Origin of the sequence: Psychrobacillus sp. NEAU-3TGS, from assembly GCF_029955155.1 — a bacterium.
Lineage (GTDB): Bacteria > Bacillota > Bacilli > Bacillales_A > Planococcaceae > Psychrobacillus.
Map to the genome: position 1 here is coordinate 5,599 of NZ_JAPNOZ010000004.1, position 16,041 is coordinate 21,639.

Below are 16,041 nucleotides of genomic sequence, written 5' to 3' on the forward strand. Positions count from 1 at the left end.
GCTTTTTTGATGCTTAAAAAATTATAAAATCTATTAAATGTGGATAACTTCATATAAGGGCTTCTTTGTACATACTCCAGTGTCTTACACCTAATTTTTTTTGTGAACTTAATGTAAAATAGAAGAAATTTCGAGGGAGGTGTTTCCAAGTGAAGAAAGCATATAAATGTCGTATCTATCCAAATCAAACGCAACAACAGTTGTTGGCCAAAAACTTCGGTTGTGTGCGTTTTGCGTTTAATCAACTACTCGATGCGGTCCAAATTGCTTTACTGGAAAAATCCTTCGAAGGTGGATATGGTCAAGTCTATCACCACATTAAACGAGCTGTACCCCTTCTTAAAGGATTAAAGGATTAAAGGAAGTAGACAGTACTGCGTTACAATCCGTTGGAGAACAGCTAGACGATGCCTACCAACGCTGGTTTTCCAAACAAAATGGAAAACCACGTTTCAAAAAGAAAACAACGCGCCAGCTATACCACTAAAAAGGTGAATGGCATTACTATGTCAGCCTGTTTGTGAAGAGGACATTCAACCACTGGCGAAGATAGGGCAATCGATTGGTATCGATGTAGGGCTGACGGAAATCGCTACCCTCAGCGACGCACGTTCATCTCCTCCTTGAAAGAGATGTGGCCATTACGAACACCAATTAGACAAGGCACAGCGCATCCTATCGCGTCGAATTGAACGCGCCAAACGAGAAGCCCAAAATGTCACCTATAACAAAGGTAGCATTCTAGAAATTGTGTTCATCTATGCGAAGTTATGCTCTAAGCTTAAAACTTGATAAAACTCAAATGGATTGGCCTAATCCCCACCAAATTCTAACTAGTCTTCTGTGTAATGAGTTTTTGTGCAAAGAAAGCATCCGGACCTCAATTTGTTGCTTTGAAAGCAGTTTACCATGATTTAGCTATTAATTGATTTTCTCTACCAAAGGGGATTAAACGCAAATAATACAATATGATATATTTTAAAAAAAATGTAGAATTATACTTGAAATATAATTAATTATTGTTATAATTATATTTGTACTTTAAATAGATGCATTGTTCCGAAGTAGCTCAGTGGTAGAGCAATCGGCTGTTAACCGATCGGTCGTAGGTTCGAGTCCTACCTTCGGAGCCATTTTTTTGTCTGTGCTTCCATAGCTCAGCAGGTAGAGTGCTTCCATGGTAAGGAAGAGGTCAGCGGTTCGAACCCGCTTGGAAGCTTACATTTTGAATAGTAAATGTAAAAAAGCCTAGATAACTACTTGCCTAAGAGAAACAAATATGTTATTATAGTTCTTGTCCGATTCTAGTAGAAGTATAAGACGAGTCGTGATTTTATAACCCAGGAGGATTAGCTCAGCTGGGAGAGCATCTGCCTTACAAGCAGAGGGTCGGCGGTTCGAGCCCGTCATCCTCCACCATTTATTTTCATACTTAGCTTTGGAGGGGTAGCGAAGTGGCTAAACGCGGCGGACTGTAAATCCGCTCCTTAGGGTTCGGCGGTTCGAATCCGTCCCCCTCCACCAGTTTATTGGGGTATAGCCAAGCGGTAAGGCAACGGATTTTGATTCCGTCATGCCCTGGTTCGAATCCAGGTACCCCAGCCACAAACATTTAACTTTTATTTAACGGGGCCTTAGCTCAGCTGGGAGAGCGCCTGCCTTGCACGCAGGAGGTCAGCGGTTCGATCCCGCTAGGCTCCATATTTATATATGACAAATTAAACCTTCCGTCTTTAGGAAGGTTTTTTATTTTGCTAAAAAAACAAAGCATAACGTAATCAACACTCCAAAACCCCTGACTCCCCTATATACAAACTTAACTTATTATTTTCATAGTTTCTGAGATAAAATCCTTTTAATGCATCCATCTTTCTATTATGATGATATAAAAAAGTGAGGTGTTTAGCTTGGCTGAAACAATCGTATATGGAGACGTGACATTACGACCATTGAAAGAAAGTGACATTCCGTTTTTATGGGAGTTGTATGATCCCAAAATATTTGAATTTATGTTGAATAAAATAGAAGATAGGGAACAACTCAGTAATTGGTTGCAAGTAGGAATTGATCAAATGAATATTGAACAAACTGCACTTTCATTTGTAGTAGAAAATACCGATACCCATAAAATAATGGGGACGACCCGTATATATGGAATGGATCATACGAATCATGCTTGTGAGATAGGATCTACTTTTTATGGAAAACAGTTTCAGCGAACGCATGTGAATACAACAGCTAAATACTTGCTTTTAAAACATTGCTTTGAACAGTTAGGGATGATTCGCGTCCAATTTAAAACGGATGAGTTGAATGTGACTTCCCAGCGCGCGATTGAACGAATAGGTGGTATAAAAGAAGGGGTTCTTCGCAATGAAAGAATTCGTTCAAATGGCACGGTGAGAAATGCCATTGTTTACTCAATCATTGAAAGTGAATGGACGGAAGTGAAAAATCATCTAGTTCAGTTAATGAATAAATATTCATAAAAATGCTGAGTTGAGCCATTTCCCCTTTAAGATTTACAATAGGTGTAGGAATAGAAGGGGGTATTAAATCATGAACAAGTTAGATATCTCAATAATTGGTGTACCAATGGATCTTGGTCAAAATAGACGGGGAGTCGATATGGGACCAAGTGCTATCCGCTATGCCGGCGTGGTAGAACGCCTACAAGCACTTGGCCACACCGTTAAAGATGAGGGAGATATTGCGATTAGCCATACTCGTAAAGAACAATCTCCAAATACACATTTGCGTAATCTGGAAGATGTGATGGAGGGAAATACAAAGCTAGCAAACAAAGTACATGAGGTGCTATTGGAAGGAAGATATCCTTTAGTGCTTGGTGGTGACCATAGTATAGCAATCGGAACACTAGCAGGGCTTGCAGATCGCTATGAAAACTTAGGCGTTATTTGGTACGATGCGCATGCTGACTTAAATACAGCTGAAACTTCTCCTTCTGGGAATATACATGGAATGCCACTTGCAGTGAGTATTGGCTTAGGTCATGAAGACTTAGTGAATATACGCGCTTACGCTCCAAAGATTAAACCAGAAAACGTAGTTATTATTGGTGCTCGCTCTGTAGATCCAGGCGAACGTGAATTAATAAAAGAAAAGGGCATTAAAGTATTTTCCATGCATGAAATCGATAAGCATGGAATGACAGAAGTAATGAATCAAACAATTGCCTATTTTCAGGAACGTAATGTAGATGGTGTCCATTTATCACTCGATTTAGATGGTTTAGACCCGCTTTATACACCTGGGGTTGGTACACCTGTACCTGGTGGTATTAGTTATCGTGAAAGCCATTTAGCCATGGAGATGCTCTATTCTTCCAATTTGATTACGTCAGCTGAATTTGTGGAAGTAAATCCTATACTGGATGAAAAAAACAAGACGGCGGATGTTGCAGTTGGATTAATGGGGTCACTATTTGGGGAAAGTCTCATATAATAAAAGAGGAAAGCGGGCAAATAGTCTGCTTTTCTTTTTTTATTATCAACACAATGCATGGAATATTTGGTAAAATAAATAATATAGAAAAAAATGAAACCTGTTGCTACCTTAATACGTATAGGTAAGACAGCCGCATGAGGCGGAGGGGAAAATCACGATGGATGCGTTAATAAATAAACGAATAAAACAAGTGTTAAAAGGCGATAAAGACGCATTCGCGGAGATTGTCGACCTGTATCAGCATAGGCTATTTCAAGTATGTTTTCGGATGTTAGGAAACCGTCATGAAGCCGAGGATATTGCACAAGAAGCATTTGTGCGAGCCTTTATCAACATACACACGTATGATCAAAAAAGAAAGTTCTCTACTTGGCTATACCGTATTGCGACGAATTTATGTATCGATCGTATACGAAAAAAGAAGCCGGATTTTTATTTAGATGCAGAAGTAAAGGGTACTGAAGGGCTCGATATGTATTCTCAAATCGCAGCAGCAGATGAACTGCCAGAAGAAGAAATAATGAAACTTGAGCTGCAAGACCGGATACAATATGAAATTAGTCGTCTTCCGGATAAATATCGATCGGCCATTGTATTAAAGTATATGGAAGAATTATCTTTACAAGAGATTAGTGAGATATTAGAATTACCACTTGGAACAGTAAAAACGAGAATTCATAGAGGCAGAGAGTTTCTTAGAAAACAGTTAAGCAGGCAACCCAATTTTTTATAGGAGGGAATCACGATGAATGCATGTCCAGAGCGAATTGTTCACTTAATGCATGAATATTTAGATGGTGAAATAAGCCGTGAACATGAGCTTGAACTTAAATCTCATTTGCAGTCATGCGTGGATTGTCAGGCTCATATGCACGAGTTAAGCGATGTGGTCGCATTTGTAAAAGGAGCAGCTCATGTAGAGGCCCCAACTAATTTTAGTCAAAATGTAATGGCAAGACTTCCAAAAGAAAAATCACATGCTGGTGTTAGTAGATGGTTGCGGCATCATCCGATTCTCACTGCAGCAGCATTATTCTTTTTATTTATGAGTAGTGCATTATTTAGTAATTTCCATGAAGAGCAGCAATTCTCTTTTACCAAACAAGAAAATGTCGTGGTAGAAGGAGAAACGGTTATAATCCCCGAAGGACAAGTTGTAAAAGGCAATCTAGTCGTTCGAAATGGGGATGTTCGAATCGATGGTGAATTGGACGGGAATCTAACCGTCATAAACGGTTCGAAATACATGGCTTCTACAGCAGTAATAACGGGTAAGACAGAAGAGATTAATGAAGTATTTGACTGGCTTTGGTTTCACATAAAAGATGGGGCGAAAGAAGTCGTGTCGTTTTTTGAAAAAGAGGAAACAAAATAATGGGAAGTCTATCCAGTGAAGTGGATAGACTTTTTTCGCCCTAAAATGTAGAGAACTGGGCAACTATGTTATACTTACATGGTATGGATTTGTGATGAAAAGTGGGGGATGCCACATGTCGTTTATGGAGCAGTTTACCAGTTTTATGCCAGTAAACGTAATTGTAAACATTTTAGATGTTTTAGTTGTATGGTTTGTTATATACAAATTAATAACCTTGATAAAAGGAACGAAAGCTGTTCAATTATTAAAAGGAATATTTGTTATTATCGCAGCTCGAGTAGTAACGGACTTTTTAGGTATGGATACACTAGGTTGGTTGCTTGAAAATGTAATTAGTATTGGTTTTTTTGCAATTATTGTGATCTTCCAACCTGAAATAAGAAGAGCGCTCGAACAAATAGGTAGGGGTAAGCTCTTCGCAAGAAGCTCATCCATGCAAGAAGAAGAAGAGAAAAATCGTTTAATAGAGGCGATGACCAAATCTGTAAGCTATATGGCAAAACGTCGAATTGGTGCATTAATATCTATTGAAAGAGAAACAGGTTTAAATGAATACATTGAAACGGGAATTCAGTTGAATGCGCATCTTACTTCGGAGCTTATGATTAATATCTTTATACCAAATACACCTTTACATGATGGTGCGGTTATTGTACAAAAGAATAGTATTGTCTCCGCCGCTTGTTATTTGCCATTATCTGAAAGTCCTTTCATCTCCAAAGAGCTTGGAACACGGCACCGTGCGGCAATTGGTTTAAGTGAAGTAACGGATGCGATAACCATTGTTGTATCAGAAGAAACCGGTGCGGTAAGTTTAACATCTAACGGAGATCTCCATCGAAATTTATCCATGGAAGAGTTTGAAACTCACTTGAAACGCCTTTGGTTTGGACCAACAGAGGAACAGGTAGCTTCTTCTAAATGGTTGTGGAGGGGGAAACAGAATGGATAAAATGATGGGCAATCCATGGTTTTTACGAATAATTGCATTGGTACTTGCCATTCTATTATTCGTTTCTGTGAAATCGGATATGGAAAAGAATAATATGAATACAACTAGCACGTCAGTGGAAGTTCTTCGAGATGTGCCTGTAGAAGTATATTATGACGATGAAAATTCAGTTGTAACAGGAGTGCCAGAAACTGTTACGGTGAATATAGAAGGTCCATCGCAACAGGTTTTTTCCACGAAAGTGATGAAGGACTATAAAGTATTTATTGATTTACGAAATGTAACGTTTGGGGAACATAGAGTAGAATTTTCAACCGAAAACTTTTCAGATAAATTGAAAGTGCGTATCGAGCCTGTAAATGTGAATGTGGTGATTGAGGAACGAGTTTCTCAAGAATTTAATGTGGATTTAGATATGAATGAAAGCTTGTTAGCCGAAAACTATATCGTCAAATCCTATGATATGGAACCGAAAAAAGTAGTTGTTACAGGAGCAAAAAGTATTATCGATAGCATAGGCTATGTAAAAGCTACTATCGTTAGAGACCAGGGAATTAACAAATCGTTTGAACAAGAAGCGAGCATACGGGTACTAGACGCTGATTTAAATAAATTGGATGTAACCGTTGAACCGAAAACGACACAAGTAAAAGTAAATGTCGAAGAATACAGTAAAGAAGTCCCTGTGGTTCTAGTCCCTAAAGGAGTACCTAAAGAAGGGGTAAAGATTAATAAATTGTCAACTGATGTAAAAAATATTAGACTATACGGCCCTCGAACAGTATTAGATAAAATGGGGCAGTTACAAGTTGATGTAGACGTGAGTAAACTAGAGGATACGAGTAGCTTTGATTTGAAGTTAGCAATTCCAGATGGTGTGACTAGATTGTCTCTCGACAAGATTAAAATAACAGCAGATGTCACACCAGCTCCACCAGTTGAGGAAGAAGAGCAAGAGGAAACTGTTTCAACAGTGGAAGAGAAAGCATTTGAAAAAGTTACGATTGCAGTGAAGGGACTACCGGAGCAGCTAGTTAGTAATTTTGAAACACCTACGGATGGAATCGTTTCTGTCGTAGCAAAAGGAACACCCGAGGCTTTGGAAAATATTCAACTAAACAATGTTTCCGTTTACGTAAATGCCGAGAATGCCCAAGTTGGGGAAGTAACCCTTCCAATTCAAATAGAAGGCCCATCTAATATAGAATGGGGAACGTCTGAATCTGAGGCAAAAATAACAATAAAAGAAGCTTAATGCGTAGGACAACAGGTTTTTAAGGAGAGAAGAAGAAATGGGAAAATATTTTGGTACAGATGGTGTTCGAGGAGTAGCGAATTCAGAATTAACACCAGAGCTAGCTTTTAAACTAGGTCGTGTTGGAGGATATATATTAACGAAGGAAGCGAAGGAACGAGCGAAGGTATTAATCGGTCGTGATACTAGGATTTCTGGTCACATGCTAGAAGGCGCACTAGTTGCTGGACTTCTCTCGGTTGGTGTGGAAGTAATGCGTTTAGGAGTCATTAGTACACCTGGTGTAGCTTTTTTAACGAGAGTTATGAGTGCCAATGCAGGAGTAATGATTTCTGCTTCACATAATCCTGTGGCAGACAACGGGATCAAGTTCTTTGGACCAGATGGCTTCAAGCTTTCAGATGAACAAGAAGAAGAGATTGAGCAGCTACTTGATGCAGCAGTAGATGAAATTCCTCGTCCTACTGGAGCAGGAGTTGGTTCTGTATCAGATTATTTTGAAGGCGGACAAAAATATATTCAATACTTGAAACAAACAATAGATGAAGAGTTTGTAGGTGTTCATGTTGCATTAGACTGTGCAAATGGAGCAACTTCTTCTCTTGGAACTCATGTATTTGCGGATTTAGATGCAGATTTATCGACGATGGGTGTATCTCCAAATGGATTGAATATTAATGAAGGCGTAGGTTCTACGCATCCAGAAGAATTAGCTAAGTTTGTCTTAGAAAAAGGAGCAGACGTTGGTCTTGCTTTTGATGGAGACGGGGACCGATTAATCGCTGTGGATGAAAAAGGACAAATCGTAGATGGCGACCAAATCATGTATATATGTGCAAGATATTTAAATGCACAGGGGCGCCTAAACAAAAGTACGGTTGTTTCCACAGTGATGAGTAATATGGGCTTCTATAAAGCATTAGAAACGCATGATATGACAAGTGTGAAAACAGCAGTTGGAGATCGCTATGTAGTTGAAGAAATGAAAAAGAATGGCTACAACCTTGGCGGGGAGCAGTCAGGACATATTGTCTTCCTAGATTACAACACAACAGGTGATGGATTATTAACTGGACTACAACTAGTCAATATTATGAAAGTGACTGGGAAAAAACTTTCAGAGCTCGCATCTGAAATGACAATATTTCCTCAAAAGCTTGTAAATGTACGCGTAACAGACAAGCACGCAGTGACAGAAAATGCGAAAGTAGCAGCTATCATTCAGACAGTAGAAGCAGAAATGGCTGGCAATGGTCGCGTATTAGTCCGACCATCAGGCACAGAACCGCTTGTACGCGTTATGGTAGAAGCAGAAACAGAAGCAGACTGCGAAAACTATGTAAACCGAATCGTGACTGTCGTAAAAGAAGAGATGGGCTTAGCCGAATAAAAATGAATGATACAAAAATCCAGCCCTGTGCTGGATTTTTTTGTTCTAAAAATAAGTGAGAAGGGCTTGGTGTTGCTCCCTTCATACTAAGGGGGCAACCATTTTACGTCTTTTATAAAGCATAAAAGTCGTTTTAACAAAACTATTGATTACATGTTTACTATGATTTATTAGTGGAATAATAAGAGAGAACAAGCAGATAAGGAGTGAGGAAATGGCTAAAGTAGCAACATTAATCACAAATATGTTTGAAGACGTCGAGTACACCAGCCCAGCGCAAGCTTTGAACGATGCAGGACATGAGGTATTTACAATTGAGAAAGAAGCAGGAAATGAAGTAACAGGTAAACAAGGTGAAGCCAATCTTAAGGTAGACTATGGAATAGATGACGTAAAACCGGAAGATTTTGATGCATTATTTATTCCGGGTGGCTTTTCACCAGATATTTTACGAGCGGACGATCGTTTTGTAGCTTTTGCAAAAGCTTTTATGGATGCAAAGAAACCAGTATTTGCAATATGTCATGGACCGCAGCTTCTAATTACTGCAAAAACATTAGAAGGACGAGACGCTACTGGATACAAGTCGATTAAAGTCGACCTAGAAAACGCCGGAGCAACTTATCACGATGAGGAAGTATTCGTTTGTGGCAATCAACTTGTCACAAGTAGAACCCCAGATGATCTGCCAGCGTTTAATAGAGAAATTGTCAAATTGCTGGAGAAATAAATGATTAATGAAAAATGGAGCACCTTCAATCGAAGGTGTTCTTTTTTATTTTGTAAAGTTAATGGAATATTTTTATAATTTTCTGTTATTCTATAACAGAGACGAAATAAATACATAGAGGGGAAATGATTGTGGACTATTTATACCACCCGTTTTCTGCTAAACGACATACTGTTTTTGCAAAAAAGGGAATGATTGCAACATCTCAACCATTGGCAGCACAAGCAGGTTTAGACATATTAAAGCAAGGAGGAAATGCGATTGATGCTGCAATTGCAACAGCTGCAGCACTTACCGTTGTAGAACCCACTTCTAATGGTATTGGAGGAGATGCGTTCGCTTTAGTTTGGACAAAAGACAAGCTACATGGTTTGAATGCTTCAGGTCCCGCACCACAGTCTATTTCTATACAAAAACTCAAAGAACAAGGATATGAGAAAATGCCTATGTATGGCGTCATACCGGTTACAGTACCTGGTGTTCCTGCTGCGTGGGCTCAACTGTCAAAACGCTTTGGCAAACTCTCGCTTAAAGAAGTACTCCTACCAGCCATTCGATATGCAGAAGAAGGCTATCCGTTAACACCAATTCTAGGGAAGTATTGGAAATTGGCATATAATAGATTTAAAGATTCCCTTACTACGGAAGAATTTACTGCATGGTTTGAAACTTTTGCACCGAATGGTAGCGTACCTGAAATAGGGGAAATGTGGTCTTCACCAGGTCATGCCAAAACACTTCTAGCCATTGGAGAAACGAACGCTCGCGACTTTTATGAAGGGAAAATAGCAGATCAAATAGATGCTTATATGAAAAGGCACGGCGGATATCTATCAAAAGATGATTTATCTTCATATAATGTAGAATGGGTAGAGCCTATCTCTGTAAATTATCGAGGTTATGACGTTTGGGAAATTCCACCAAATGGTCAAGGGATGATAGCCTTAATGGCGCTTAATATATACAAAAGTTTAAATATGCCGATTTGGCAAAATGCAGATACATTCCACTATCAAATGGAAGCGATGAAATTAGCATTTACAGATGGCAAAGCATTCATCACAGAGCAAAATGCCATGCCTATAAGCGTAGAACATTTATTATCAGATGAATATGCTAAATCTCGGGGTGTAACTATTCGAGCAGAAGCAAGTAACCCAGAACCATATGAATTGCCAAAAGGTGGAACGGTTTATTTAGCGACAGCTGATGAAGAAGGAAATATGGTTTCTTACATTCAAAGTAATTACATGGGGTTTGGTTCCGGTATTGTCATTCCGAATACAGGAATCGCCTTGCAAAATAGGGGACGTGATTTCTCATTGGATGAAGAACACCCAAATGCTTTGCAACCTGGTAAAAGAACATTCCATACGATTATTCCAGGATTTTTAACGAAGGATGGTAAAGCAGTCGGTCCATTTGGTGTGATGGGTGGATATATGCAGCCACAAGGACATTTCCAAGTGGTGACGAATACGATTGATTACTTATTGAGCCCACAAGCAACGTTAGACATGCCACGTTGGCAATGGGTGAAAGGAAAAACAATTCATGTAGAGCCTGAGTTTCCAAATTATCTTGTGCAAAGCTTAATAAGAAAAGGTCATGATATTCAAATGACAACGGATGGAGGTAGCTTTGGTCGTGGTCAGATTATTTGGAGAAACCCGGAGACAGGCGTTCTACAAGGCGGTACAGAATCTAGGACAGATGGAGCAATAGCAGTTTGGTAAGAGCCTCAATTGGAGGCTTTTTTTCAATTATTCTATTAACCTTTGTTCCATAAAATTGACGTGCATATAATGAGCGTATATAATGAAAAAGTTACTTTTAATGTAAATTCAAAAGTGACCGCGTAGAAATGGAGGAAAGATAAACGCGTTAAAATGAGGAAAACAATTATAGCGCCAGAGCTGAAGAAATTGATCGATATATCTTCAGCAGACGAGGTGGAGGTTATCGAAAATTCGGCGGATGCCTCCCGACCGTATTTGCCCGGTTGTTATTCTTTTTCAGAAACCATACGAGTGATTGTATGACAGAGGGGAAAAGAAGGCATTCTTAGCATAATGAGCATCTCAGGTAAAAAGAGAGGCTTGTTTTGACATGAATGTAAACGGAGGAATATGAATATGTGTGGGATTGTAGGATATATTGGAGAAGCAGATGTAAAGGAAATATTATTAAAAGGGTTAGAGAAATTGGAGTACCGTGGTTACGATTCAGCGGGAATTGCTGTACTTAATGACGAAGGCGTAGTTGTCTTTAAAGAAAAAGGACGAATTGCAGACTTACGTGATGTGGTAGATGAAGAAGTAGATGCAAAACTTGGAATTGGGCATACTCGTTGGGCAACGCATGGTGTCCCAAACCAACTAAACGCACACCCTCATCAAAGCACAACACAACGATTTACACTTGTGCACAACGGTGTTATTGAAAATTATCACCTTATGAAAAAAGCTTATTTATCTAATGTAGAAATGGCTTCTGATACAGACACAGAAGTAATTGTACAGTTAATTGAAAAGTTTTCACAAGATGGATTATCCACCATTGATGCACTAAGAAAAACATTACATCTTATCCATGGATCATATGCACTTGCACTACTTGATAAAGAAGATCCAAATACTATTTATGTTGCGAAAAACAAATCGCCGCTTCTTGTAGGTCTTGGTGAAGGCTTTAATGTAGTAGCGTCTGATGCAATGGCTATGCTACAAGTGACGGAGCAGTATGTAGAGCTTCACGATCAAGAAATTGTTATCGTGCATAAGGATTCAGTTGAAATTCAAAAATTGGATGGCTCTATTGTAGAACGTCCAGCATATAAAGCAGAGCTAGATATGAGCGATATCGAAAAAGGAACATATCCTCACTATATGTTAAAAGAAATGGACGAACAGCCTGCGGTTATTCGTAAAATCATCCAAGCTTATCAAAATGAGCAAGATGAGCTAACAATTGACGCAAATATCTTGGATGCACTGCACCATGCAGATCGTCTCTATATTATTGCTGCGGGAACTAGTTATCATGCAGGTCTTATCGGCAAGCAATACTTTGAGAAAATTGCAGGTATACCTGTAGAAGTGCATATTTCTAGCGAATTTGGCTACAATATGCCACTACTTTCTGCCAAACCGCTATTTTTATTTATCACGCAATCAGGTGAAACAGCAGATAGCAGACAAGTGTTAGTGAAGATAAAAGAGCAAGGGTACCCAACGATTACGATGACAAACGTGCCAGGGTCCACACTTTCTCGCGAAGCAGATCATACGCTTTTACTTCATGCTGGTCCTGAAATTGCAGTGGCATCTACGAAAGCATACGTTGCGCAAGTAGCAGTATTAATGGTAACAGCTTCCGCATATGCGCAAGCTCAAGGCAAAACACTAGACTTTGATGTTGTCAAAGAACTTGGTATTGCAGCAAATGCTGTGCAAACAATTGTTGATTCCAAAGAAGAAATGGAAGAAATAGCGACAGAGTTTTTAGCAACAACTAGAAATGCATTCTTTATCGGACGAAACGTTGACTTCTATGTAAGTTTAGAAGGCGCATTAAAACTAAAAGAAATTTCCTATATTCAAGCAGAAGGCTTTGCAGGCGGAGAACTAAAACACGGTACTATCGCACTTATTGAAGATGGTACCCCAATATTCGCCCTTGCAACGCAACAAGCTGTAAGCCTCAATATTCGTGGTAATGTAAAAGAAGTAGTGGCACGAGGAGCAAACCCATGCATTATTGCAATGGAGGGCTTGGAGGAAGAAGGAGATCGTTTCGTGCTTCCAAAAGTACACGAGCTATTCTCTCCACTTGTGGCTGTTGTGCCATTACAGCTGATTAGTTATTATGCAGCATTGCATAGAGAATGTGATGTGGATAAACCACGGAACTTGGCTAAGTCTGTTACAGTGGAATAGTAATGAATGAATTGATTTTTGTATGTGTTCACGTACAACTGAGTCATACCCTGTACAACTAAGTCGTAACTCAAACAACTTAAATGTACCCCAAACAACTAAATCGTACCCTAAAACAATTTAGTTATGAATGGAAACTGGTTAGATATACTAACCAGTTTTTTTAATTGTCTTGTTAATGACGCGGGCAGAAAGTACCTATTTCAAGTCCTGTTCACTTTTTTCTTTTTGGTCTAACTTTCTTTTGTAGTGTTATTCTTATATTTTACAATCTCATTTAATTTATGATTTTAGAGAAAAAATAATAGCCTCTATCTTTTCCACCCTGTTCATATACGTAAATATCTCTGAAACCTGTACGATCACCGTTTTTGATAACGGGTGATTTTTCGTAAAGTGGGATTGTTTGTGAAATGTTACACTTAAACTAACGGGGCAGTTTAGTTGAAGAATGGGAGTGAAAAGAGTGAAAAAGAAGTCGTTTAAATACACAATAATTGGAGTTACTTCTTTCTTTTTGATTTTATTTGGATTTTACTACTTAATAATAAGGTGCGAGCAAGGAGAGTTCTTTAAGTACGATAAAGGTGTAACAATTGTGATTAATAATACAAGTAAACAAGAAATAACGGATTTAAACTTCTTTTTTTCATTTTATAGCACTTATGATGTGCAACAGGATTTAGGGAATATCGACAAATTAGAACCGGGAGAAACTACGAGTATTTATAGTCGTCACATAAATGGAACTGGAAATGATCGAAGTTTGTATCTTCAATATCCAATTAACAAAGATGAGGGACAAGTTGATAGCCTTGCTTATGTAGCGGCTTATAAACCAAGTAAAGTAGTAGTTATCCTAGAAATAACCGGTACTGATAATAATGGCAAATTATTATTCAGGGTAAAAGGGTATGATGATGTTTCTGGCCAATTTGATTATGATTTGACCTCTGCTAGAGAGTGATCATTTCAATAATGGGGAATAAGTGGTTATATAACTAACCGGTGCTTTAGCAAACAAAGGCGGTGGAATTAGTGGAAAATAGTCGGGATGTTGAGAAATCTATTCGTCGTTTTGATGACTCCTGTTGTTATATTCTTAGAGTTAATACGAATTTTGTTCATAATGGCTATTGTTATTGGCATTTTGGGTTATTTTGTTGGAGAAGTATATTTAGAAATTGGTACTGATATAGACAAATATGGTTGGATGACTTATATCTCTATTCCTATTCTGATTTTTGTACTATATAGAAATAAATTGCAATTTAGCGGATGGTATAAAGGAAAAGGTAGAGAAAAACTACCGAAATTAGTTTCTAGAATACTTATTTTCTAGAATACTTATTTTCACTTCAGTTAGTCTGTTATTCTTACCGCCAGTTCTAAGTTTCTTCTTCAACTAACGGGTGCTTTAACAGAACAACGCTGTCAGTAGATAGCTTTAATTCTTATTCAACTAAAGCAGCAGTTTAGTTCAATAAGAAGTGGTAAAATAATTACTGTACCCTACGTTGTTTAGAGAAAAATATTTACATGCAAAAATTTTCTATTTTACTTACATAAAAAAACGTTTGACTAGGCCTTCTAATCAAACGTTAACAGGTCCTATTTAGTTATTTTCATCCGTTATTCCTACATTCTTATAGATATATTCTTTCAGCTTTTCCTCAGTAAACGCTATTTCGTAGGTCAGAAGGTTATCCTTCACATGAGCTAGTTTGTTTCCATCAGTTGATTCCGATTGAATGTGTAGGATATTATCTATATACAATACACCTTCATTCGTTATGCGTTCTTTGTTATCCTCTTTTGCGCTATCTACCAAACCTTCCTGTTGCAGTTCTTCTACGGATTTTGCGTAATTTTCCTGTAGGCTATCCTGTAAGACATTTTCCAATTCCCTCATCGCTTGTTCCGTGTCTTCTAAAAAATTATAAATATAATAGGCAAGTAATACTTGTTCTTTGAGCGCTAGTTTTGCCATGGAATTTCCTCCTATTTATCGTTGTATAACCATTATTCCTTTTCAGCCTTGTTTTCAAACTTCCATTTTTGGATTTGTTCCTGGTTTGATCAAGGTGTAAATAATGCCTCCAAAAATAAGTAGTATACCGATTGTCTGTAAAATCGAAGGACGGAAATTTAAAATAAGTGTATCAAGTAAAATAGCAACAACTGGATCTACAAAAACTAAAGCGGATATAACTACAGTTGATAGTTTACGAAGACTATCAAAAAATAAGTAATAAACAAATCCCGTATGTATCAAGCCAGTTCCTAATATGTAAAGCCAATTGGATCCACTCAAATCATGAAACACATCAAAACTAACGATTGGAAGTAATATTAAAATTCCTATTGTTGTTTGGACGAAGGTCATAGCATACGCACTTAAACCATTAATCCCTTTCCCAAGTAACATCGTCAACGCATAGCACAGCGCTGACAACAAGGCCCACACAAAGCCTGAACTCATAAAGTCTGTTAAGGAAGTGAAATTTTGAATACCAATAATAAATATACTTCCAAGAAAACAAACGATAATTGCTAATAAGGACGTAAATGTCAACTTTTCTTTTAGAAACAAGCTCCCTAATATTAATACAAATATGGGAGCCAAATTATAAATAGAGATAGCTACCGTAATGGACATTTCCTCAAATGCTTTAAATAAAAATACCCAGTTCAAAACTAAAAAAACACCACAAATAAGCGTTTGTATCACTTCACGTTTCTTCCATACCTCCACTTTATGTTGCCCTGTGATGAACCAACAGAAGCCTAGAAAAAGCGTAGCGCAAATACATCGCACAAAAACCAATTCTACTGCTGGTATACCAGTTTTGCCTGTAAAAAAGCCAATTGAACCGAATATTGCCATTGATAGCGTCATCTTGAACATAGCTGCTCCGTTCATAACATGC

Annotated in this window: 15 protein-coding genes and 6 tRNA genes; 19 read left to right on the top strand and 2 right to left on the bottom strand. The window is 38.2% G+C overall.

Annotation, left to right across the window (positions count from 1 at the left end; all coding sequences use genetic code 11):
• Window positions 1-149 precede the first annotated feature (149 nt).
• The 19 genes from OR571_RS22705 (at window position 150) to OR571_RS00945 (ending at window position 14,453) form a co-directional block, all read left to right on the top strand.
• Window positions 150-359 (top strand): helix-turn-helix domain-containing protein, encoded by a 210-nt coding sequence (locus OR571_RS22705; RefSeq protein ID WP_348775001.1) that lies wholly within the window; start codon window positions 150-152, stop codon window positions 357-359.
• A 699-nt stretch (window positions 360-1,058) separates the two neighbouring features.
• Window positions 1,059-1,133: transfer RNA gene (locus OR571_RS00860), tRNA-Asn, on the top strand.
• Window positions 1,134-1,146: 13 nt separating this feature from the next.
• Window positions 1,147-1,219, top strand: a tRNA-Thr gene (locus OR571_RS00865).
• Window positions 1,220-1,343: 124 nt separating this feature from the next.
• Window positions 1,344-1,419 (top strand) — tRNA-Val (locus tag OR571_RS00870).
• A gap of 21 nt (window positions 1,420-1,440) precedes the next feature.
• A tRNA-Tyr gene (locus tag OR571_RS00875) sits at window positions 1,441-1,524 on the top strand.
• A 6-nt stretch (window positions 1,525-1,530) separates the two neighbouring features.
• Window positions 1,531-1,605, top strand: a tRNA-Gln gene (locus tag OR571_RS00880).
• Window positions 1,606-1,628: 23 nt separating this feature from the next.
• Window positions 1,629-1,701, top strand: a tRNA-Ala gene (locus OR571_RS00885).
• Window positions 1,702-1,898: 197 nt separating this feature from the next.
• Window positions 1,899-2,489 (top strand): GNAT family N-acetyltransferase, encoded by a 591-nt coding sequence (locus tag OR571_RS00890; RefSeq protein ID WP_282240990.1) that lies wholly within the window; start codon window positions 1,899-1,901, stop codon window positions 2,487-2,489.
• Between the two features lie 70 nt (window positions 2,490-2,559).
• Window positions 2,560-3,465 (top strand): arginase, encoded by a 906-nt coding sequence (gene rocF, locus OR571_RS00895; RefSeq protein ID WP_282240991.1) that lies wholly within the window; start codon window positions 2,560-2,562, stop codon window positions 3,463-3,465.
• 160 nt (window positions 3,466-3,625) lie between these two features.
• A complete protein-coding gene (gene sigW, locus OR571_RS00900; RefSeq protein ID WP_142540986.1) occupies window positions 3,626-4,201 on the top strand; it encodes an RNA polymerase sigma factor SigW in 576 nt (191 codons plus the stop codon).
• 12 nt (window positions 4,202-4,213) lie between these two features.
• On the top strand, window positions 4,214-4,843 hold the full coding sequence (locus OR571_RS00905) for an anti-sigma factor family protein (RefSeq protein ID WP_282240992.1): 630 nt from the start codon (window positions 4,214-4,216) through the stop codon (window positions 4,841-4,843).
• Between the two features lie 115 nt (window positions 4,844-4,958).
• Complete coding sequence (gene cdaA, locus OR571_RS00910; protein ID WP_282240993.1) at window positions 4,959-5,798, top strand: diadenylate cyclase CdaA; 840 nt, start codon at window positions 4,959-4,961, stop codon at window positions 5,796-5,798.
• A complete protein-coding gene (locus OR571_RS00915) occupies window positions 5,791-7,053 on the top strand; it encodes a CdaR family protein (RefSeq protein ID WP_282240994.1) in 1,263 nt (420 codons plus the stop codon). The genes cdaA and OR571_RS00915 overlap by 8 nt, the downstream gene beginning before the upstream one ends.
• A 37-nt stretch (window positions 7,054-7,090) precedes the next feature.
• A complete protein-coding gene (glmM, locus tag OR571_RS00920) occupies window positions 7,091-8,443 on the top strand; it encodes a phosphoglucosamine mutase (protein WP_282240995.1) in 1,353 nt (450 codons plus the stop codon).
• 214 nt (window positions 8,444-8,657) lie between these two features.
• Complete coding sequence (locus OR571_RS00925; RefSeq protein WP_142540991.1) at window positions 8,658-9,173, top strand: type 1 glutamine amidotransferase domain-containing protein; 516 nt, start codon at window positions 8,658-8,660, stop codon at window positions 9,171-9,173.
• Between the two features lie 131 nt (window positions 9,174-9,304).
• Window positions 9,305-10,909, top strand: a complete 1,605-nt coding sequence (locus OR571_RS00930; RefSeq protein ID WP_282240996.1) for a gamma-glutamyltransferase family protein — start codon at window positions 9,305-9,307, stop codon at window positions 10,907-10,909.
• Between the two features lie 399 nt (window positions 10,910-11,308).
• On the top strand, window positions 11,309-13,111 hold the full coding sequence (glmS, locus tag OR571_RS00935) for a glutamine--fructose-6-phosphate transaminase (isomerizing) (protein ID WP_282240997.1): 1,803 nt from the start codon (window positions 11,309-11,311) through the stop codon (window positions 13,109-13,111).
• Between the two features lie 466 nt (window positions 13,112-13,577).
• On the top strand, window positions 13,578-14,078 hold the full coding sequence (locus OR571_RS00940) for a hypothetical protein (protein WP_282240998.1): 501 nt from the start codon (window positions 13,578-13,580) through the stop codon (window positions 14,076-14,078).
• A gap of 87 nt (window positions 14,079-14,165) precedes the next feature.
• Window positions 14,166-14,453, top strand: coding sequence for a hypothetical protein (locus OR571_RS00945; RefSeq protein ID WP_282240999.1), 288 nt, complete (start codon window positions 14,166-14,168; stop codon window positions 14,451-14,453).
• Window positions 14,454-14,726: 273 nt separating this feature from the next.
• Here the strand turns inward: OR571_RS00945 and OR571_RS00950 are convergent, their stop codons facing one another.
• Window positions 14,727-15,101, bottom strand: a complete 375-nt coding sequence (locus tag OR571_RS00950) for a hypothetical protein (protein ID WP_282241000.1) — start codon at window positions 15,099-15,101, stop codon at window positions 14,727-14,729.
• Between the two features lie 54 nt (window positions 15,102-15,155).
• Window positions 15,156-16,034, bottom strand: a complete 879-nt coding sequence (locus tag OR571_RS00955; protein WP_282241001.1) for a DMT family transporter — start codon at window positions 16,032-16,034, stop codon at window positions 15,156-15,158.
• Window positions 16,035-16,041 lie beyond the last annotated feature (7 nt).